Origin of the sequence: Phenylobacterium sp. (genome assembly GCF_037968635.1) — a bacterium.
GTDB lineage: Bacteria > Pseudomonadota > Alphaproteobacteria > Caulobacterales > Caulobacteraceae > Phenylobacterium.
In genome coordinates, this window is record NZ_JBBKVV010000083.1 from 1 (window position 1) to 17,761 (window position 17,761).

Consider the following 17,761-nt stretch of genomic DNA (forward strand, 5'->3'; position numbering starts at 1 on the left):
CGCGCTCGGGCGCGGCGCCTGGTAGGGGGCCTGGGGCACGAAGGGCGTATAGGCCGGCGGCTGGTAGGTCACCCGGTCGCCCTCGCCGGGCGGCGGCGGCAGGTCGCGATCGGGACCGGCTTCCTGGCGGCCTCGGGTGAACTGGCCTGCGAGCGCCATCGGCTCGGGCCGCTGGAACTGGCCGGGCTGCCCGCCGGGGGTCGAATAGGCGCGCTTGTTGGCCCAGCCCAGCATGGGGCCGGTGGGCGCGGGGGCCGGCTGCTGGATAGCCGGACGCTCATAGGATCGCTCCCGGTCATCCTCCTGGGAGCCGGGAGTGACCGCTCGCACGACGGCGGCGATGGCGAGGCCTAGGCGCATCATGCCTCGACGCTAGTCGCGGTCGCTTAACCCTGAGCTAACGACCGGACTTAACGCCCGCGCCACCACGCCAATCCAATCCGCTCAGCGCGCTCAAGGAGCGCGTGCAGCACGACCCCCATCAGACCCAGCACCACCAGGGCCGCGATCATGCGGGCGGTCTGTAGTTTGTTGCCGGCGTCGAGGATGCGCCAGGCCAGGCCACGGACCCCGCCCGACCCCGCGCCGAACTCGGCCACCACCGCCCCGATCACCGCCAGGCCGGCCGCAACCTTATGACCTTCAAGGAGAAATGGGACGGCCGAGGGCAAGCGCAGGCGCAGCACACGCTGCAATCGGCTGGCGCCGTAGAGATCAAACAGCCGCTCCAGGTCCGGATCGGCCGCCTTCAGTCCGGTCACCGCGCCAGAGAAGATCGGGAAGAAGGCCACCAGGACCGCCAAGGCGATAATGGCGCGCTCGGGATGGTCGATCCCCGCCCAGATCAGCACAAGGGGGGCGATGGCCACCACCGGCGTCACCTGAAGAACCGAGGCCAATGGCCGCACCGCGCGGTCCATCAAGGGGCTGAGACCCACCAGCAGGGCGATCCCCTGCGCCACGACGCTGGCGATGATCAGCGAAATAAGGGCCACCGACAGCGTGTTCCAGGCCGCCTGCAACAGGCTCATCGTATCGGTGGCCAGCGCTCTCGCCACATCGGAGGGCGCGGGCAGGAAATAGGCCGGCACGCCGGTGACCTTGCAGGCGATCTCCCACCCGGCCAGCAGCAGGGCGATGAGGGCGAAGGGCGCCAGGATGTCGAGGACACGGTTCATGCCGCCATCTCCGAACCCTTGAGCAGCAGGTCCGACACGGCCTCGGCGGCCTCGCGAAACTCAGGGGTGGCGCGGAAGCCGATCAGGCGGGGCAGGTGTCCGCCGACCGCGATGTCTCCTGCGATGCGGCCCGGACCTCGGGTCATCACCGCCACACGGGCCGCCATATAGGCCGCCTCCTCGACATTGTGGGTGACGAAGACGATGGCCGGCCTGGTCTCGCGCCACAGCTTCAGCACGTCGTCGGCCAGGGACCGCCGCGTGATCTCGTCCAGAGCCGCGAAGGGTTCGTCCAGCAGCAGCAGGCGCGGCTCGGTCACCAGGGCGCGGGCCAGCGAGGCGCGCATGGCCATGCCGCCGGAAAGCTGGGCGGGACGCGCTTCCTCGGCGCCGGCCAGGCCCACGCGGGCCAGGGCCTGGGCGGCGCGGTCGCGGGCGGCCTTCTTGGCCGTGCCGGAGAGTTCGAGGGGCAGGGCGACATTGGCGACCGCCGTCATCCAGGGCGCCAGGGTCGGCGCCTGGAACACCACCGAGGTTTCACCCTGTCCGACCGTGCGCGTGACGGTCCCTCGCGTCGGTTGCTCCAGCCCGGCCAGCAGGCGCAGGGCGGTGGACTTGCCGCAGCCGGACGGACCGACCAGCGCGACAATCTCGCCTGGCGCGATGCTCAGGCTGAACGGGCCCAGCGCGCGGCCGCGCTTGGCGTAGTCGACCTCAACGGCCTCAAGGGCGACGACCGGCGCTGCCAAGCTACTTCGCCGCCGGGGCCACGAACTGCAGGGTGTAGGCCTTCTTGTAGTCGAGGGTTTTCGGATAGACGCCCTGTTCCGAGGCGATCTTGAAGAACTCCGCCCAGCGGGCGTCGCTCATCGTGCCGATCCCGGCGGTCTTGGCCTCGCCGCCGTCGACGATGCCATAGGCCTTCATCTTCTCGCGCGCCTGGTCCAGCACGTCCTGGGACATCTCCGGATTGTCCTTGCGGATCAGGGCGTCGGCGGGCGCCGGATCGCCGTAGAGATAGTCGTGCCAGCCCTTGGCCGAGGCCTCCACGAAGGCCTTCACCGCCGCCGGGTTCTGATCGATCAGGCTTTGCGGGACCATGATCATGGTGGCGTAGCTGGGGTATCCGTTGTCGGCCAGCAGGAAGACCTTGGCCTTCAGCTTGGCTTCCTTCTCCAGGGTGTAGGGTTCGCTGGTGACATAGCCCTGCTGAGCCACCCGCTTGTCGGCCAGGAAGGGCGCGGAGTTGAAGGTGTACTTGCGGATCTGGTCGTCGCTGAACCCATACTTGGACTTCAGCCACACCCAGAAGGCGGTGACCGAGGCGTCCGACAGCAGGATCGGGTGGCCTTTCAGGTCGCCGATGGTCTCGATTCCCTGGTCGGGGTGGGCGATCAGGACCTGCGGGTCCTTCTGCATCATGGCCGCGACGGCCCTCACCGGCACGCCCTCCTGGGCCATGTTCAGGGCGATGAAGCTGTTGGAGCCCATGCCCGCCTGGACCGCGCCGGCGGCCAGCAGTTGCGGCACGTTCACGCCGGGGCCGCCCTGGACGATCTGCACGTCCAGGCCGCGCTTGGCGTATTCGCCATTGGCCACCGCCTCATAGAACCCGCCGTGCTCCGCCTGAGCCCGCCAGTCGGTGGCGAACTTGATGACCGTGGGCTGGCCGGCGGCCGGCGCGGTGTCGGCCTTCTTGGCCGGCGAACAGGCGACCGCCAGGACTGCGAGGGCGGCGAGGGCGAAGGTGCGAAGGGCGTGCATGATCTCTCCCCAACTTGGATCGCGCGGAGCCTAGGCTGTGGCGGCTCGGCTTCCAAGATGGGGGCGTGAACTTATGGCTCGGCCAACCCTAAAACCGCTCATCCCGGCGAAGGCCGGGATGAGCGGGGTGGTTAGGCCGCTGCCTCCCGCGCCCGGTCCAGCCACTTGGCCAGCACCGCGTGCAGGGCCTCGATCTGGATCGGCTTGCCCACCGCGTCCACCATGCCGGCCTTCAGGCACCGCTCCTCCATCTCGGGCATGACGTCGGCGCTCATGGCGATGATCGGCAGGGTGGCGCAGGCGCCGCCCAGGGCGCGGATCAGTCGAGTGGCCTCCAGCCCGTCCATACGCGGCATGTGGACGTCCATCAGGATCAGGTCGCAGGTCCCGTCGCGGGCGGCGGCCACGGCCTCCTCGCCGTTCTCGGCCAGCACCACCTCGCAGCCCAGCAGCGTCAGGACGGTGGCGCCCAGTTCGCGGTTCACCGGGTGGTCGTCCACCAGCAGCACCTTGGCGCCCAGCTCGCCGATCTTGCGCGTCTCGGGGGCGGAGAGCGGCTCGGCCTGCGCGTGGGGCGCGTCGATCTCGAACCAGAACACCGAGCCGTAACCCGCGGCGCTGTCCAGCCCGATGCGGCCGCCCATCAGTTCCGTCAGGCCCTTGCAGATGGCCAGGCCGAGGCCCGTGCCGCCGTGGCTGCGGCTGACCGTCGAGTCGGCCTGGCTGAACCGCTTGAACAGCTTTGTCGTTTGCTCCGTGGGAATGCCGATGCCGGTGTCGGTGACCACGAAGCGCAGCGTGGAAGTCGCGCCCTCGACGGTGACGTCCAGGTCCAGCCGCACCCGACCGCGCTCGGTGAACTTCAGGGCGTTGGAAAGCAGGTTCAGCAGGATCTGGCGCACTCGCTGGTCGTCGATCATCACCGTGCGCGCGACCTCGCCGCTGGTGTGGAACTGCAGGTCCAGGCCCTTGCGGCGGGCCACCTCGGCGACGATGGCCAGGGTGTCCTGGGCCACGGCGCGGGGCTCGACGGGACGCGGCGACAGGTCCACCTCGCCGGCCTCCATCTTGGAGAAGTCGAGGATGTCGTTGACCACGGTCAGCAGGGAGGATCCGGCCCTGTCGATCAGGGTCAGCTGGCGGCCCGCGCCCTCGGGCAGGTCGCTGCGCTTCATCAGCACCTCGGTGAAGCCGATGATGCTGTTCATGGGCGTGCGGATCTCGTGGCTCATGGTGGCCAGGAATTCCGACTTGGCCTTTCCGGCGGCGACCGCGCGGGCCTGCGCGGCGCGGGCCACCCGGGTGCGGCTGGCCCATAGGCGCTTCAGGCGTTTCTGGTCGGCGATGGCGAGCGCCGTGGCCAGGCTGGTGAAGAAATTGACGCCGATCAGGAACTGGATGGCCCGTGTCTTCTCCACCATCGTCCAGGTGGCGCCGGTGTGGGTCTCCTGCGACCCAAGCACCAGGCTGGAGGAGACCGAGGCCAGCACCATGGCCGCGACCGCCGCGCCGCGCGGGCCCAGACGGAAGGCGATCAGGGCCATCATCGGGAAGATGATGATCGGAGTTGGGAAGCGCACCGGCACGAAGGCCAGCACGCTGACGGCCGCCATCAGGCAATAGAGGCCAAACTGCTCTGGCCACTCGCGGTGGAAGTCGCGCACGGCGTCGGGTCGCGCGATCAGCAGGATGGCGGGCAGGGCGATCGCCATGCCCAGGCCGTGGGCGTAGAACCAGGTGCTCAGCACCACATTGAAGCTGCGACCGAACAGGGTCAGCACGTCGGCCGCCACCACTGAGCTGGCCGCCGTAGCCGGCACGATGGCGAACAGCAGCAGCTGGGCGACGCGCTTGAGGCTGGTAAGCCGCATGGTCTGTCCGCAGGCCTTGCGCGCCAGCCAGGCGGTGGCGAGGGCCTCGGTGAAATTCAGCACCGGGTAGATCAGCCCCACGCCCAAGGGATTGCCCAGGGCCACGCCGAGCAGCCAGTTGAACAGGAAGCAGATCACGGCGGCCGGTGCGGTCAGGCGCCAGGGAAGCAGCAGGAACATCGCCGCGAGCACGCCGTTCGACAGCCAGATGGCGGCGACCCCGGTCGAACCCTTCGCCAGGACGAGACTGAATAGCGTCGCCACCATGAAGGTCACGGTCAGGCTGACGGTCGAAATCAGGTCGCGCGAAGGCTTGGCCAGCATCGAGGGTCCCCAAGAAGCCGCGAGAGGATGCCCTATTCGGATGGCGAAAGGCTTAAGCTGTGCCAAGTCGGGACAGAGTGACGCACCAAAATGGGGATCGCCCATAGCAAGAGGGCGGCGCGGCGGTTTCCCGCTGCGTCGCCCTCTCATCCAGATCCGTTGGGGGATCTGTGCCAAAAGGTCGGTTTGCGACTTCGAACGCGGGGTTACCCGCAGGTTTCCGTCGCCGACCGGTGTCCCGCGGAGATGAAGGTCCCAGCTTGCGCCGCTTCCAGTCCTCCGAGAACCTCTTGCTCGCTTCGGCGAACCCGTTTCCGTGTCCGCCAGCGCCGCAGTCCCTCTCGACCCCTTGACCTTCCTCCCGAACCCTCTATGAAGCAAGCGCCGCGACTCGCCCCGATGTGGGCAGGCCGCCCAATCCCTGGGGATCACCTGTGGATGATCGGGGGATTTCTCGGCATTTTCCTTTAAGAATCAGCACTCGAACTTATCCACAGGAAAGCTGCGGCCGCCGCGAATCAGGTCCGAAGGCGCGTATGGGTGGCAGGGATGCCGGTTAACCGGTCCGCCACGCCCTGTCCCTTTGAGGGTCTAGCGTCCCGACTCCAGCGCCTCGCGCATTTCCTCCAGGGTCATCCAGTCTTCCTCGGCCTTGGCGAGTTCGGCCTGGGCGGCGGCATGCGCCGTGGTCAGCTTGTCAAAGCCGGCGGGGTCGCGGGTATAGAGGGCCGGATCGGCCATGTCGGCCTCCAGCTTGGCGATCCTGGCCGGCAGGCTGGCCATCAGGGTCTCGGCCTCCTTCAGCCGATGCTGGTCCTTGAAGGACAGCTTGGTGGCCTTCTTCGGCTCGGCGGGCTTCGGCGTGGTTTTGGGGGCCGAAGGGGCGACCGCCGGTGCTGAGATCGCGCCGAAGTAGCCGGGGTTCTGGCGCAGGAAATCCTGCCAGCCGCCGGGCGTCTCCACCACGTCGCCGCGGCCGTTCAGGGCGATGGTCGACGTCGCCAGCCGGTCGATGAAATCGCGGTCGTGGCTCACCAGGATCAAGGTGCCCTCGAAGTCGGCCAGCAGGTCCTCCAGCAGGTCGAGGGTGTCCATGTCCAGGTCGTTGGTGGGCTCCTCCAGGATCAGCAGGTTGGCGGGCGTCGCCAGGGCCCTGGCCAGCAGCAGGCGGTTGCGCTCCCCGCCCGACAGGCTGCGCACGGGTTGGCGGATCTGGGCGTCGGTGAACAGGAAGTCCTTGGCGTAGGCGTTCACGTGCTTGGGCAGCCCGCGCACCATCACCTGGTCGCCCCCCAGCGGGGTGAGGACGTCGCGCAGCATCATGTCGGGCTTCAGGTCGGCGCGGGCCTGGTCGATATAGGCGGTTTCCAGATTGGCCCCCAGCTTGACCGAGCCCTCGTCTGGCTCAAGCTCGCCCAGCAGCATTTTCACCAGCGTGGTCTTGCCCGCCCCGTTGGGGCCGACGATGGCCACCCGGTCGCCGCGCAGAATGCGGGTGGAGAAGCTTTTCAGCAGGGTGCGTTCGCCAAAGCCCTTGGCGATCCCCTTGGCCTCGATCACCCGCTGGCCCGACAGACCGGAGGAGGCGATGCCCATGTTCATCTCGCCGCGCACCTCGCGCAGGCGTTCGACCTTGACCTGGCGCAGGTCCATCAGGGCGCGACGGCGGCCTTCGTTGCGGGCGCGGCGGCCGGTGACCCCACGCTGCAGCCAGTGCTCTTCCTGCTCCAGCTTCTTGTCGATCTTGCGCCCTTCCTCGGCCTCGGCGGCCAGGACCTGCTCGACCCACGTGTCGAAGGCGGCGAACCCCTTGTCCAGGCGGCGCACCTTGCGGTGCTCCAGCCAGAAGCAGCGCTGGGTGGTGCGTTCCAGGAAGGCGCGGTCGTGGCTGACGATGACCATGGCGGCGCGGCTGGCCGACAGCTCCTGCTCCAGGGTTTCGATGGCCAGGATGTCCAGGTGGTTGGTGGGCTCGTCCAGCAGCAGCAGGTCCGGGTCCTCGGCGAAGGCGCGCGAGAGCGCCACACGCCGGATCTCGCCGCCCGACAGGCCCGAGGTCGACTTGCCCGGATCGATGCCGAAGATGGCCAGGGCGGCCTCCGCCCGATGCTCGGCCGCGCCCCCGGCGGTGACGTGCTCCAGCAGGGTGGCGCCGACGATCTCCGGCTCCTGCGGCACATAGGCGATGCGCGTCGCCGGCTGCACGGCGCGCTCGCCGTCATCGGGTTGGATCTGCCCGGCCAGCATCTTCAGCAGGGTGGTCTTGCCCGCTCCATTACGGCCCACCAGGCAGGCGCGCGAGCGCGGCTCCACCGACAGATCGACGCCGTCGAACAGCATTTTCGGTCCGTCTGCCAGACGGACATTCTTCAAGGCGAGGATAGGCGGCTTCATGCGGCGTCCGACATAGCGAGGCGTGGGCGCGAAGCAAGCTTTACGACCCAATCCGCTCATCCCGGCCTTCGCCGGGACGAGCGGAAGAGGGGACCTGCCCCGATCCCTAGAACGGAATCTCCTCGATAACCGGCTTTTCGGCCTCAGGCTTCGGCGCCACCGGCTCGGGCGGGATCGCGGCCTCGGCGTCGCGGGCGGCGGCGGAGAATTCCTCGGCCAGGCCCTCATAGAAGTCGTTGCGCGGATCGGATTCCAGCTCGGGCTCCGGATCGGGCAGCAGCCAGTCGAAGTCACGGGCTGGCAGCTTCTCGTGCGCCACCACCATGAACTGCCGCCAGATCGCCGCCGACATCACGCCGCCGGTGATGCGATTCATCGGCTTGTCGTCGTCGTTGCCGACCCAGACGCCGGCCACAAAGTCGGGCGTGAAGCCCACGAACCATGCGTCGCGCCAATTCTGGCTGGTGCCGGTCTTGCCGGCCGCCGGTCGGCCGAAATTGGCCCGGGTGCCGGTCCCGTTGGTGATCACCCGCTTCATCATCTTCACCATCATGCTGGCGCGGGCGATATCGTAGGCGGGCACCGGCGACGAGGTCTGGTGCAGGAAGACCGGCTGGCCGCTCACCGTCTTGATCTCATCGACCATGTACGGCGTGATCCGGGCGCCGCCGGTCTGGAAGACCTGGAAGCCGGAGACCATCTCGATCAACGGCACCTCGTAGGAGCCGAGCGCCACCGACAGGTTCGGACTGGCCGGAATGGTGGTGATGCCGAAGCGGCGGGTCAGGTCGCTGATCGCCGGGCCGCCGACCTCCTGGGCCAGCTTCACCGCCACGGTGTTGATGGAATGGGCCAGGGCGTTCTCCACGGTCACCGCGCCACGATAGCCGCCGCCGTAGTTCTCGGGCTTCCAGTCGCCGAACTTCACCGGTCCGTCGATGCGGATGTCGGTGGGCATGACGCCCTTCTCCAGGGCGGCGGCGTAGACGAAGGGCTTGAAGGACGAGCCCGGCTGACGCCTGGCCTGGACCGCCCGATTGAAGACGCTGGCGTTATAGTCGAGGCCGCCCACCATGGTGCGGATCGCGCCCTCCGAGGAGATCGCCACCATGCTGGCCTGGGACGCGCCGGCCACCTTGCCCTCGGCGGCGATCACCTGGCGCAGGATACCCGCGCCGGTCGCCTGCAGCTTGGGGTCGATGGTCAGGCGCACCATCAGGTCGGGCGAGTTGGGCCCCACCAGCTTCAGGACCTCGTTGGTGGCGTAGTCGAGGGCGTAGCCCATGTCCCCGTCATTGGCCAAGGCGCCGGGGCTGATCAGCGGCGGGCGGGCGGCGGCGGCCTGCGCGTCGTCGGCGGTGATCCAACCCTCGCCCTGCATGCGCTCCAGCACCAGGCGCTGGCGCTCCAGGGCGCCGGCCATGTTGCGGTTCAGCGCCATGCGCGAGGGCGCCTTGGGCAGGCTGGCCAGGAGGGCGGCTTCCGACAGGGTCAGCTGGCTGGCCGGTTTGCCGAAATAGGTGCGTGAGGCGCCGTCGACGCCGAAGGTGTTGGCCCCGAAATAGATGCGGTTGAGGTAGAGTTCGAGGACTTCGTCCTTGCTGAGCATGTTCTCCAGGCGCTGGGCCATGACGGCCTCCTGGATCTTCCGCGTCATGGTCTGGTCGGGCGTCAGGAACAGGCCCTTGGCCAACTGCTGCGACAGGGTCGAGCCGCCCTCCACCACCCGGCCGGCCGCATAGTTGGCCCGCGCGGCGCGCAGGATGGCCCAGGGGTCGACGGCGCCGTGCTGATAGAACCGGCGGTCCTCGGCGGCCAGGAAGGCGCGCGGCACATAGTCGGGAAGCTGGCCGAGCGTGACGCGGTCACCGTACTTCGGCCCACGCGAGGCGATCAGCACCCCGGTCTTGTCGAAGAACTTGATCGCCGGCGCGCGGTTGATCGCATAGAGCGCCTCGCGCTCGGGCAGGGCTGGGATATCCTTCAGATAGACCTGTTGCACGTAGACCGCGCCCCCCAGCGCCACCAGGGCGCCCACGGCGGCGATGACCGCCAGAGTGGTCCAAAGCCATTTCAGGTTCCTGTCCTTGCGCGGCCCGCCGCCGCCGAAGGTGAACCCACCGCCGCCGCCGCCGCGCTTGGTCTTCGCCGGCTTTTCCTTCTTGACCTTGGCCTGCTTGGGTTTCGGCAGATCGGCCCGGTAGTGTTCCTCGGGCGCCGGTTCAGGCGTCGGCTCGTGCGTCGGCGCACCGGGCGCCTGGGGGCTCGGCTTGGAGTCCGGGAACTTGTAGGGGTCGAGATTCCAGTCGGTCACTTGGCTAAACTAACTAGGGGCGGCAGGGACGCTTTTGGTTTAGGACGCCTCTAGCATGGCGACGAGACCTTACTGGGAAACGAAATCACTCCGCCAGATGACGGGGCCGGAGTGGGAGAGCCTATGCGACGGTTGCGGGCTTTGCTGTCTCGTTCGCTTTGAGGATGAGGATTCCGGCGAGATCATCCCCACCCGCGTGCATTGTCGCCTGCTCGACGCCCAGACCTGCACCTGCAGCAACTATGTCGGCCGCAAGAAGCATGTCCCCGACTGCATCAAGCTGACCCCGCAGAACGTCGATCAGCTGCAGTGGATGCCGCTCTCCTGCGCCTACCGCCGGATCAATGAGGGCCGGGGCCTGGCCGACTGGCACCCGCTGATCTCCGGCGACCCCGAAAGCGTCCACCGCGCCGGCGTCTCGGTGCGCGGCGAGACCATCAGCGAAGACGAACTCGAAGATCCCGAGGACGCCATGGCCTATGTCGCCCACGACCTCATGGAAGAGCGCGGCGACGACTGACCTCATCCGCTCCTCCCGGCGACCGATCTTCGGCGCGGCGAAGAACGGGTTTTGTCAGGGCTTGGCCCTGGCCAGGCCGATCCACAGGGTCGCGCCCAGGAACACCGCGATCCCCGCCAAGGGACCGAAGAAGCCGATCATCGTCGTCGGCGCGGGACCTCGTCCGTCCAGAGCGCCCACCAGGAAACTCACGCTGGCGAGGCCTGCGATCAGCAGCGCCGCCGGGATCGCCGCCAGGAACCGCGACCGCCCCGCGTCCTCCAGCCGCTTGGCCGCCAGACACAGCCAGACGAACAGACAGGCGAGCGCCAGATAGAACCGAATCTGCAGCGGATGGATCAGGCCGATGATGTAATTGGCGAGGTCCGCCACGAAGGCCGCCAGCAGTATCACCAGCAGGCCTAGCCAGAAGCTCAGGCGCCCGATGCGACCGCGCGGCCAGAGGAAGAGTTTGACGATGCCCATGGCGCCCCGATCTTGATGGGAGGAGGCTAACGGCTCGGCGCCAGGCCACGCATGTGGCATTTATACCACATTGGCTCTTGCGCCCGGTTTCAAACAGCCTAATTGAGGGCCACGCGTTATCCCTGCGAACAGGAAGGTTTTTCACCCTTGGCCGGCGATCCCTATCAGGAACTGGGCGTGTCCCGCGGCGCGAGCGCCGACGAGGTCCGCAAGGCGTTCCGCAAGCTCGCCAAGAAGCACCACCCCGACACCAATCCGGGCGACAAGGCTTCGGAAGAGACCTTCAAGCGGGTCAGCGCGGCCTTCGACATCGTCGGCGACGTCGACAAGCGCAAGAAGTTCGACGCCGGCGAGATCGACGCCGACGGTCGCGAGACCATGCGCGGCTTCGGCGGCGGCGGCGGCACGGGCGGGCCCTGGGGTCAGCCGGGCGGCGGCGGCTGGAGTCCGCGCGGCCAGGCCGAAAGCCCTGACATCGACCTCTCCGACATCCTGGGCGAGATGCTGGGCCGGGGGCGCGGCGCCCAAGGCGGGCAGGGCGGCGGCTTTGGCGGCTTCTCCCAGCGCGGCGGCGACGTGCGCGCCAAGCTCGAGATCGACCTGGAAGACACCATCCACGGCCCCAAGAAGCGCATCGCCTTCTCCGACGGCCGCACCATCGACGTCTCCATCCCCAAGGGCGCCGAAGAGGGCCAGACCCTGCGCCTGAAGGGGCAGGGCTCTCCTGGCCGGTCCGGTCCGGGCGACGCCTTCATCGAGATGACCATTCGCCCGCACCCGATCTTCCGGCGCGAGGGCGACAACCTGGTCATGGACCTGCCGGTCTCCATTCCCGACGCCATCCTGGGCGGCAAGGTTCAGGCGCCGACCCCCGACGGCCCGGTCAATGTCTCGGTCCCCAAGGGCGGCGGCTCTTCCCTTCGCCTCAAGGGCCGCGGCCTGTCGGACGCCAAGGGCAAGCGCGGCGACCTCCTGGCCCGCATCGTCCTGATGCTGCCCGAGACCATCGACCCTGACCTCGAGGCCTTCGCCGAGACCTGGCGCGCCGAGCGGCCTTACACCCCGCGTCGGCGGTAGGGCGCCGCAGGCCGCCGCTTGACCTCCGGCCGACGTCATTGACCCCGCCTCATTCGCCTCCCACACGTCTCGCGCGTGACAGACCGCCGCACCGCCTGCATAAACCCGCTATTCAGGCTGGGTTCAGTCGCGGGGCTCTAGACCGCTGGGCATGAAGCGTTCCATCGCCATAGCCGCTCTTCTCCTGGCGCTCACTCCGGTGGCGTCCCAGGCGCAGGGCTATCCGGACTACGGGCGGCCGTCCTACGGCGCGCGTGGGGACCAGGACCGCGCCCGCGACGCGGTGCGCGGCGGTCGCCAGGTCTCGCTGTCGCAGGTGATCGGCATGATCGCCTCGCGCACCCCCGGCCGCCAGCTCAACACCACCATGGGCGACTATTCCGGCCGCCCCGCCTATTTCGTTCAGTGGCAGAAGCCCGACGGTCGGGTGATGATCTTCATCGTCGACGCCGAGAGCGGTCAGATCCTGTCGCGCGAAGGCTAGTAGACATTTAGTTTGCGCGTGACGGTCGCCGAAACCGGTGTCCACTTTCGGCTGTCACGCTCTGGAGAGGACCCCATGCGTATCCTGCTGGTCGAAGACGATCCGGACCTGTCGCGGCAGTTGAAGTCGGCCCTGGGCGACGCCGGTTACGCCGTCGACCACGCGCCCGACGGAGAGGAAGCCCAGTTCCTGGGCGAGACCGAGCCCTATGACGCGGTGATCCTCGACCTTGGCCTGCCCAAGGTGGACGGGGTTTCGGTGCTGGAGCGCTGGCGGCGCGGCAATGTCGCCACCCCGGTGCTGATCCTGACGGCCCGCGGCGCCTGGAGCGAGAAGGTGGCCGGCTTTGACGCCGGCGCCGACGACTATCTCACCAAGCCCTTCCACACCGAGGAGCTGCTGGCCCGCCTGCGCGCCCTGCTGCGCCGGTCGGCCGGCCATGCGGCGCCCAGCCTGTCGGTGGGCGGCCTGCGCCTCGATCCCCGCGCGGCCCGCGCCACCGTGAACGGCGAGCCCCTGCGGCTCACCTCGCTGGAATACCGCCTGCTGCACTATCTGATGATGCACCAGGGCCGGGTGATCAGCCGCACCGAGCTGGTGGAGCACCTCTATGACCAGGACTTCGACCGCGACTCCAACACCATCGAGGTGTTCATCGGTCGGGTGCGCAAGAAGATCGGCGCCGACCGAATCGATACGGTGCGCGGCCTTGGCTACCGTCTGACCTGCCCCCCTGAAGAGCTGGAGGGCGAGGCGGCCAGCTCGTGAAGCTAGACGCCCTTCGTCGGCGGTTGGAGGCCCTTCGCCGCCCCTCCCTCGTCCGGCGGCTGGTGATCCTGGCCGCCGGCTGGTCGCTGGCGGTGCTGGTGGTCACCGCGCTTGTGCTGTCCATGCTGTTCCAGCAGGCGGCCATCCGGCGTTTCGACCAGGGACTGGTCGAACTGATCGACAACCTGACCGCCGGGACCACCATCGACGACGCCACCAAGCTGCCGCTGGCGCCGGCGCTCACCGACCTGCGGGCCCTGCGGGCCTATTCCGGCAAGTACTGGCAGATCAGCGAGCCGGTGAACGGGGTGCTGAGGACCCGTGTCCGCTCCCGCTCCCTGTGGGACAGCGAGCTGAAGACCCCGCCGGACCTCGCCCTGCGGCTGGCCGCCGATCCGGGTAAGCCGATCTTCTACGACACGCGCGGGCCCTTGAACGAACCCCTGCGGGCCATGGCCACCCGGGCCGAGCTGCCGAGGGGCAGGGCGCCGGTGGTGTTCATGGCCGCCGAGGACCGCAGCCCCGTCGACCGCGACATCCGCAAGTTCGCCGCCGCCACCGCCGTGGCCTTCCTGTTGCTGGGGGTGGGCATGGTGGCCGCCGTGGTGATCCAGGTCCGGGTGGGCCTCAATCCGCTCTTCGCCCTGCGCCACGAGGTGGCCTATGTCCGGCGCGGCAAGCGCGAGCGGATCGAGGGCGCCTATCCCACCGAACTGATGCCCCTGGCCGACGAGCTCAACGCGCTCATGGCCCACAACCAGGAGGTCGTGGAGCGCCAGCGCACCCACGTCGGCAACCTGGCCCATGCGCTCAAGACCCCGCTCTCGGTCATGCTGGCCGAGTCCCAGGCCCAGCCGGGGCCCCTGGCCGAGGTGGTCACCCGCCAGTCGGAGGCCATGCGTCAGCAGGTCGACCATCACCTGCGCCGGGCCCGGGCCGCCGCCCGCACCCAGGGTTCCGGGGCGCGGACGTCAGTCGCCGACGTGCTGGACGAATTGTCGCGCACCCTGGAGCGGATCTTCCAGGACAAGGGCGTCGTCATCGATTGGGACGCCGACGACGACCTCTATTTCCTGGGCGAGCGGCAGGACCTGCTGGAGCTGGCCGGCAACGCCATGGAGAACGCCGCCAAGTGGTGCAAGGCCCGCGTCCGCGTCCGCACCGAGATGATTTCCCCCGAGCGGCTAAGGCTTTCCGTCGAGGACGATGGGCCGGGCCTCTCGCCCACCGAGCGTGAGGCGGCGATCCAGCGCGGCGCCCGGCTGGACGAAAGCGCCCCCGGCTCGGGGCTCGGCCTGAACATCATCGACGAGCTCGCCCGCGCCTATGGCGGTTCGCTCATGCTTGACGAGGCAAGGCTTGGCGGCCTCGCGGTGGTTTTGGAGCTTCCTCGGGCGGAGGCCTGATTCCTCAGTCTTTGGAAAGCCTTAACCCGCTCGGAACCATGTTCTCCATCGACGCGTGTCCTGATCGCGTCTGGAGCGCCGCAATGCCCGGTCTGTCCGACCGCAAGATCGAAATCGTCCGCCACCTTGTCGAGTCGGCGCCCGACAAGATCGTGGGCGGCTTGCAGAACGCGCTGGCCGCCGCCTCCGGCGACTCGGTCCTGGCCGGCGTCCGCCGTCTGGTGGAGAGCGAGGTCGCTGACCGCCGCCTGCGCAATGCTGTCCTGTCCCCCATCGCCCCCCTGTGCGTGGCCGGAGCGGTCGAGCAGGGCCACATAAGTTTCCCGCCCCGCGTGATGGCCCTCATCTGGCGCGGCCTGAAGGACTCCTGCCCGACCGAGGTTCTGAAGGCCGAGCGGACTCTGGCCGACTACCGGGCTGACGAGACCTCCACCGAGCCCTTCGATCTGCTGGTGACCGCCGCCGCCGACGGTCTGCGCGAGCGCGAGCAGCGCGACTTCGCCGCCGCCGCCGACCTGGCTGACGCCAGCCGTGAGGGCGGCGCCGAACTGTTGCTGTCCTGCCTGGCGCTGTCGCCCATCATCCGTGACGCGATCCTGCGCCTACCCGACTGGATCAGCCGCACCACCGAGGAACGCGCCGCCGCCGCGCGCCTGGCCTACAAGGACGCCGTGGCCATCTCCGACGACGCGGGGCCCCGGTTCTTCGAGATGCTGGCCGCCCAGCTGGCCGAGCCCTGGACGATCCTGCGCATCGTCTCGGCGGTGATGGACCACCCCACCGAACAATATCTCGCGGCCTCCGAATTCTCGGTCTTCGCCGAGCAGCTGATGGATGAGATCGACAAGAACCTCACCAAGGTGGCTCAGCTTGACCTGAGCGGCGGTCCCGAGGCCGGCCGTGGCGCCGGCGCTGTCGTCGAACTGATCACCCTGCAGATCGCCGAGATCGAGAACTCCATCCAGCTCGGCAAGGAGGGCGGCTGGGGCGGCCGCGTCCAGAAGCAGAAAAAGGCCTTGGCCGCCGTGGTCGAGGGCCGCCTGCGCGAGTCCGACAAGGTCATCGGCCTGGCCCTGCCGTCCCACAAGGTGCGCGTCGCCCGCGTGATGAAAAGCCTGCCCCGCCTCACGGGTGCGCCCGACGAGAAGGCGGTCACCCGCGCCACCACCCTGCTGACCTTCATCGAGGCCGTGCGTTCCAGCGCCAACTACGGCGGCTTCGCCTCCACCCGCGCCAAGGTGGTGGAAACCGTCGGTGAGACCATCGACGACTATGTGGAAGAGGCCCTGTCCCTGCTGCGCGATGGTGAGGTCCCCGATCTCGAGGAGGCCCGCGTCTTCCTGGGCGTCGCCGCCGACTTCTCGACCCTGCTGCGCGACCCCCGCACCGGCGACGTCATCCGCCGCCGCGCCACCGCCGCCCTGGCCGTCGCCAAGCCCGCGGCCGCATAGCCACAAGGCCTCGCGCTTCCTCACGGTTTCGTCTAAACGCCCCTCATGATCGCCTTTTGGGTGGCCGCCGGCCTGATCTCCGCCGCCGCGGCTGGGCTTGTCCTGCATGCCGCCGCGCAAGCCGCGCTGAACGCCGGGTCCCAGGACCCGACGCTGGCCCTCTATCGCCGTCAGCTCACCGAGATCGACGACCTCGCCGACCGGGGCCTGATCGTCGAGGGCGAACGCAAGGGCGCCCATGCCGAGGCCGCCCGGCGCCTGCTCCATGCCGCCGATGCTCAGGCTAGGCCTTGGACCGCCGACGCGCGTCTGCGCAAGCCGGTGCTAGCGGTGGCGGGCCTGGTCCCGCTCCTCGCGCTTGGCCTCTATCTTTCTTTGGGCTCGCCCGGCTTCACCGACCAGGGGTTCAAGTCCCGGCTGGCGGGGTGGCGCGCCACCGATCCGGCCACGCTCTCGGCCCCGGAAATGGCCGCCGTCCTCCAGGCCCTGACGCGGGAGCGGCCCAAGGACCCCGAGGGCTTCCACTACCTGGCCATGGCCCACGCCGCCTCTGACAACCCGTCGGGCGCCGCGCGGGCCCTGCGCCGCGCCATCGAACTCGCGCCGCAACGCGCCGACCTCTGGGAACTGCTGGGGGAGGCCCTGGTGGCCCAGGGCGGCGGCGAGGTCACACCCCAGGCCAGGCGCGCCTTCGAGATGGCCCTGAAACTCGACCCCAAGGCCGTCACCCCACGCTTCCACCTGGCCCGCGCCCGCATCGCCGCCGGTGACAAGGCCGGGGGTGTCGCCGCCTGGCGCGCCCTGCAGGCTGACCTGCCGATGACCGATCCCCGCCGTGGCGCGCTCGCGTCGGCCATCTCCGAGGCGGAGAATGGCCCCGCGCCCACAGCCGCGCCCGCCGCGCCGGAGATGGACGCCATCCGCGGCATGGTCGCCGGCCTCGCCGCCAAGCTGCAGGCCAATCCCAGCGACGGCGAGGGCTGGGTGCGGCTGGTGAAGTCCTACGCCGTGCTCGGCGAGACCGAGAAGCGCGACACGGCCCTGGCTGCCGCCCGCAAGCGGTTCGCCGCCGATCCTGAATTGCTCCAGGCCCTCGACGCGGCCGCCAAGACGGAACCCATGCGATGAGCGGCTGGCTGCCCAAGTCCCCCAAGGCGCGCCGCCGCCTGACCCTGCTGGCGGCCATCGCCCCGGTGTTGGCGCTCGCTGTCGGCCTGACCCTCTGGGGCCTCTCGGACTCCATTTCCTTCTTCTACACCCCCAGCCAGGCCGCCGCCGCCAAGCCCCCCGTCGGGCGCACCGTGCAACTCGGCGGCCTGGTGGAGACCGGCAGCGTCGTGAAACATCCCGACGGCCGGGTGGAGTTCACCGTCCGCGACCAGACCACCGCCGACAAGGTGGTGTTCCAGGGCGACCTGCCTGACCTGTTCCGCGAAGGCCAGGGGATCGTCGCCACCGGCGCCTATCGGCAGGACGGCGTCTTCCAGGCCAAGCAGGTGCTGGCCAAGCACGACGAACGCTACATGCCCCGCGAGGTCTCCAAGGCCCTGAAGGACCAGGGCGAATGGCGCGGCGATGGCGAGACGCCGACCTACGACACTCCGAGCAAGTCCCCCGTCACATGATCACCGAGACCGGCGCCTTCGCCCTGATCCTCGCCCTGGTGCTGTCGGTGGCCCAGGTCGGGTTCTCCGTGGCCGGCCGTTGGCGGCGCTCGTCTGTCCTGGCCGGGGCCGGGGCCGGGG

The 17,761-nt window shown here is 69.1% G+C and carries 16 protein-coding genes and 1 pseudogene; 9 read left to right on the forward strand and 8 right to left on the reverse strand.

Translation table 11 applies throughout. The features are described 5' to 3' along the window. The 7 genes and pseudogenes from AAC997_RS09990 to AAC997_RS10020 form a co-directional block, all read right to left on the reverse strand. Positions 1-363: pseudogene (locus AAC997_RS09990) on the reverse strand (hypothetical protein); the annotation flags it as partial. Between the two features lie 47 nt (positions 364-410). Continuing rightward, positions 411-1,178 (reverse strand): ABC transporter permease, encoded by a 768-nt coding sequence (locus AAC997_RS09995; protein WP_340645548.1) that lies wholly within the window; start codon positions 1,176-1,178, stop codon positions 411-413. Next, positions 1,175-1,927, reverse strand: a complete 753-nt coding sequence (locus AAC997_RS10000; protein ID WP_340645549.1) for an ABC transporter ATP-binding protein — start codon at positions 1,925-1,927, stop codon at positions 1,175-1,177. The genes AAC997_RS09995 and AAC997_RS10000 overlap by 4 nt, the downstream gene beginning before the upstream one ends. Position 1,928: 1 nt before the next feature. Continuing rightward, entirely contained in the window at positions 1,929-2,942 is a 1,014-nt protein-coding gene (locus AAC997_RS10005; protein WP_340645550.1) for an ABC transporter substrate-binding protein, read from the reverse strand. A 131-nt stretch (positions 2,943-3,073) separates the two neighbouring features. Next, the gene (locus tag AAC997_RS10010) at positions 3,074-5,137 is read right to left on the reverse strand and encodes an ATP-binding protein (protein WP_340645551.1); all 2,064 of its coding nucleotides are present in this window, start codon (positions 5,135-5,137) and stop codon (positions 3,074-3,076) included. A 591-nt stretch (positions 5,138-5,728) separates the two neighbouring features. Then, complete coding sequence (locus AAC997_RS10015; protein ID WP_340645552.1) at positions 5,729-7,531, reverse strand: ABC-F family ATP-binding cassette domain-containing protein; 1,803 nt, start codon at positions 7,529-7,531, stop codon at positions 5,729-5,731. A 106-nt stretch (positions 7,532-7,637) separates the two neighbouring features. Next, entirely contained in the window at positions 7,638-9,845 is a 2,208-nt protein-coding gene (locus AAC997_RS10020) for a PBP1A family penicillin-binding protein (RefSeq protein ID WP_340645553.1), read from the reverse strand. Positions 9,846-9,900: 55 nt separating this feature from the next. On the opposite strand from AAC997_RS10020, the gene AAC997_RS10025 reads away from it, so the two are divergent. After that, positions 9,901-10,365, forward strand: a complete 465-nt coding sequence (locus tag AAC997_RS10025; protein WP_340645554.1) for a YcgN family cysteine cluster protein — start codon at positions 9,901-9,903, stop codon at positions 10,363-10,365. 54 nt (positions 10,366-10,419) lie between these two features. Here AAC997_RS10025 and AAC997_RS10030 read toward each other — a convergent pair whose 3' ends face one another. Further along, entirely contained in the window at positions 10,420-10,830 is a 411-nt protein-coding gene (locus AAC997_RS10030; protein WP_340645555.1) for a DUF805 domain-containing protein, read from the reverse strand. Positions 10,831-10,977: 147 nt separating this feature from the next. On the opposite strand from AAC997_RS10030, the gene AAC997_RS10035 reads away from it, so the two are divergent. From AAC997_RS10035 to AAC997_RS10070, 8 genes are all read left to right on the forward strand, one after another. After that, positions 10,978-11,907, forward strand: coding sequence for a DnaJ C-terminal domain-containing protein (locus AAC997_RS10035; protein WP_340645556.1), 930 nt, complete (start codon positions 10,978-10,980; stop codon positions 11,905-11,907). A 151-nt stretch (positions 11,908-12,058) separates the two neighbouring features. Continuing rightward, complete coding sequence (locus AAC997_RS10040; RefSeq protein ID WP_340645557.1) at positions 12,059-12,391, forward strand: hypothetical protein; 333 nt, start codon at positions 12,059-12,061, stop codon at positions 12,389-12,391. A 75-nt stretch (positions 12,392-12,466) separates the two neighbouring features. Continuing rightward, positions 12,467-13,159 (forward strand): response regulator transcription factor, encoded by a 693-nt coding sequence (locus tag AAC997_RS10045; protein WP_340645558.1) that lies wholly within the window; start codon positions 12,467-12,469, stop codon positions 13,157-13,159. A gap of 23 nt (positions 13,160-13,182) precedes the next feature. Then, positions 13,183-14,565, forward strand: coding sequence for a sensor histidine kinase (locus AAC997_RS10050; RefSeq protein ID WP_340645562.1), 1,383 nt, complete (start codon positions 13,183-13,185; stop codon positions 14,563-14,565). An 83-nt stretch (positions 14,566-14,648) separates the two neighbouring features. Continuing rightward, positions 14,649-16,016, forward strand: a complete 1,368-nt coding sequence (locus tag AAC997_RS10055; RefSeq protein WP_340645559.1) for a hypothetical protein — start codon at positions 14,649-14,651, stop codon at positions 16,014-16,016. Positions 16,017-16,061: 45 nt separating this feature from the next. Further along, a complete protein-coding gene (gene ccmI, locus AAC997_RS10060) occupies positions 16,062-17,144 on the forward strand; it encodes a c-type cytochrome biogenesis protein CcmI (RefSeq protein ID WP_340645560.1) in 1,083 nt (360 codons plus the stop codon). After that, positions 17,141-17,641, forward strand: coding sequence for a cytochrome c maturation protein CcmE (gene ccmE, locus AAC997_RS10065; RefSeq protein ID WP_340645561.1), 501 nt, complete (start codon positions 17,141-17,143; stop codon positions 17,639-17,641). Before ccmI ends, ccmE begins: the two co-directional genes overlap by 4 nt. Next, the coding region (locus AAC997_RS10070; protein WP_340645563.1) for a hypothetical protein at positions 17,638-17,761 on the forward strand (124 nt) is incomplete at its 3' end. The genes ccmE and AAC997_RS10070, both read left to right, overlap by 4 nt.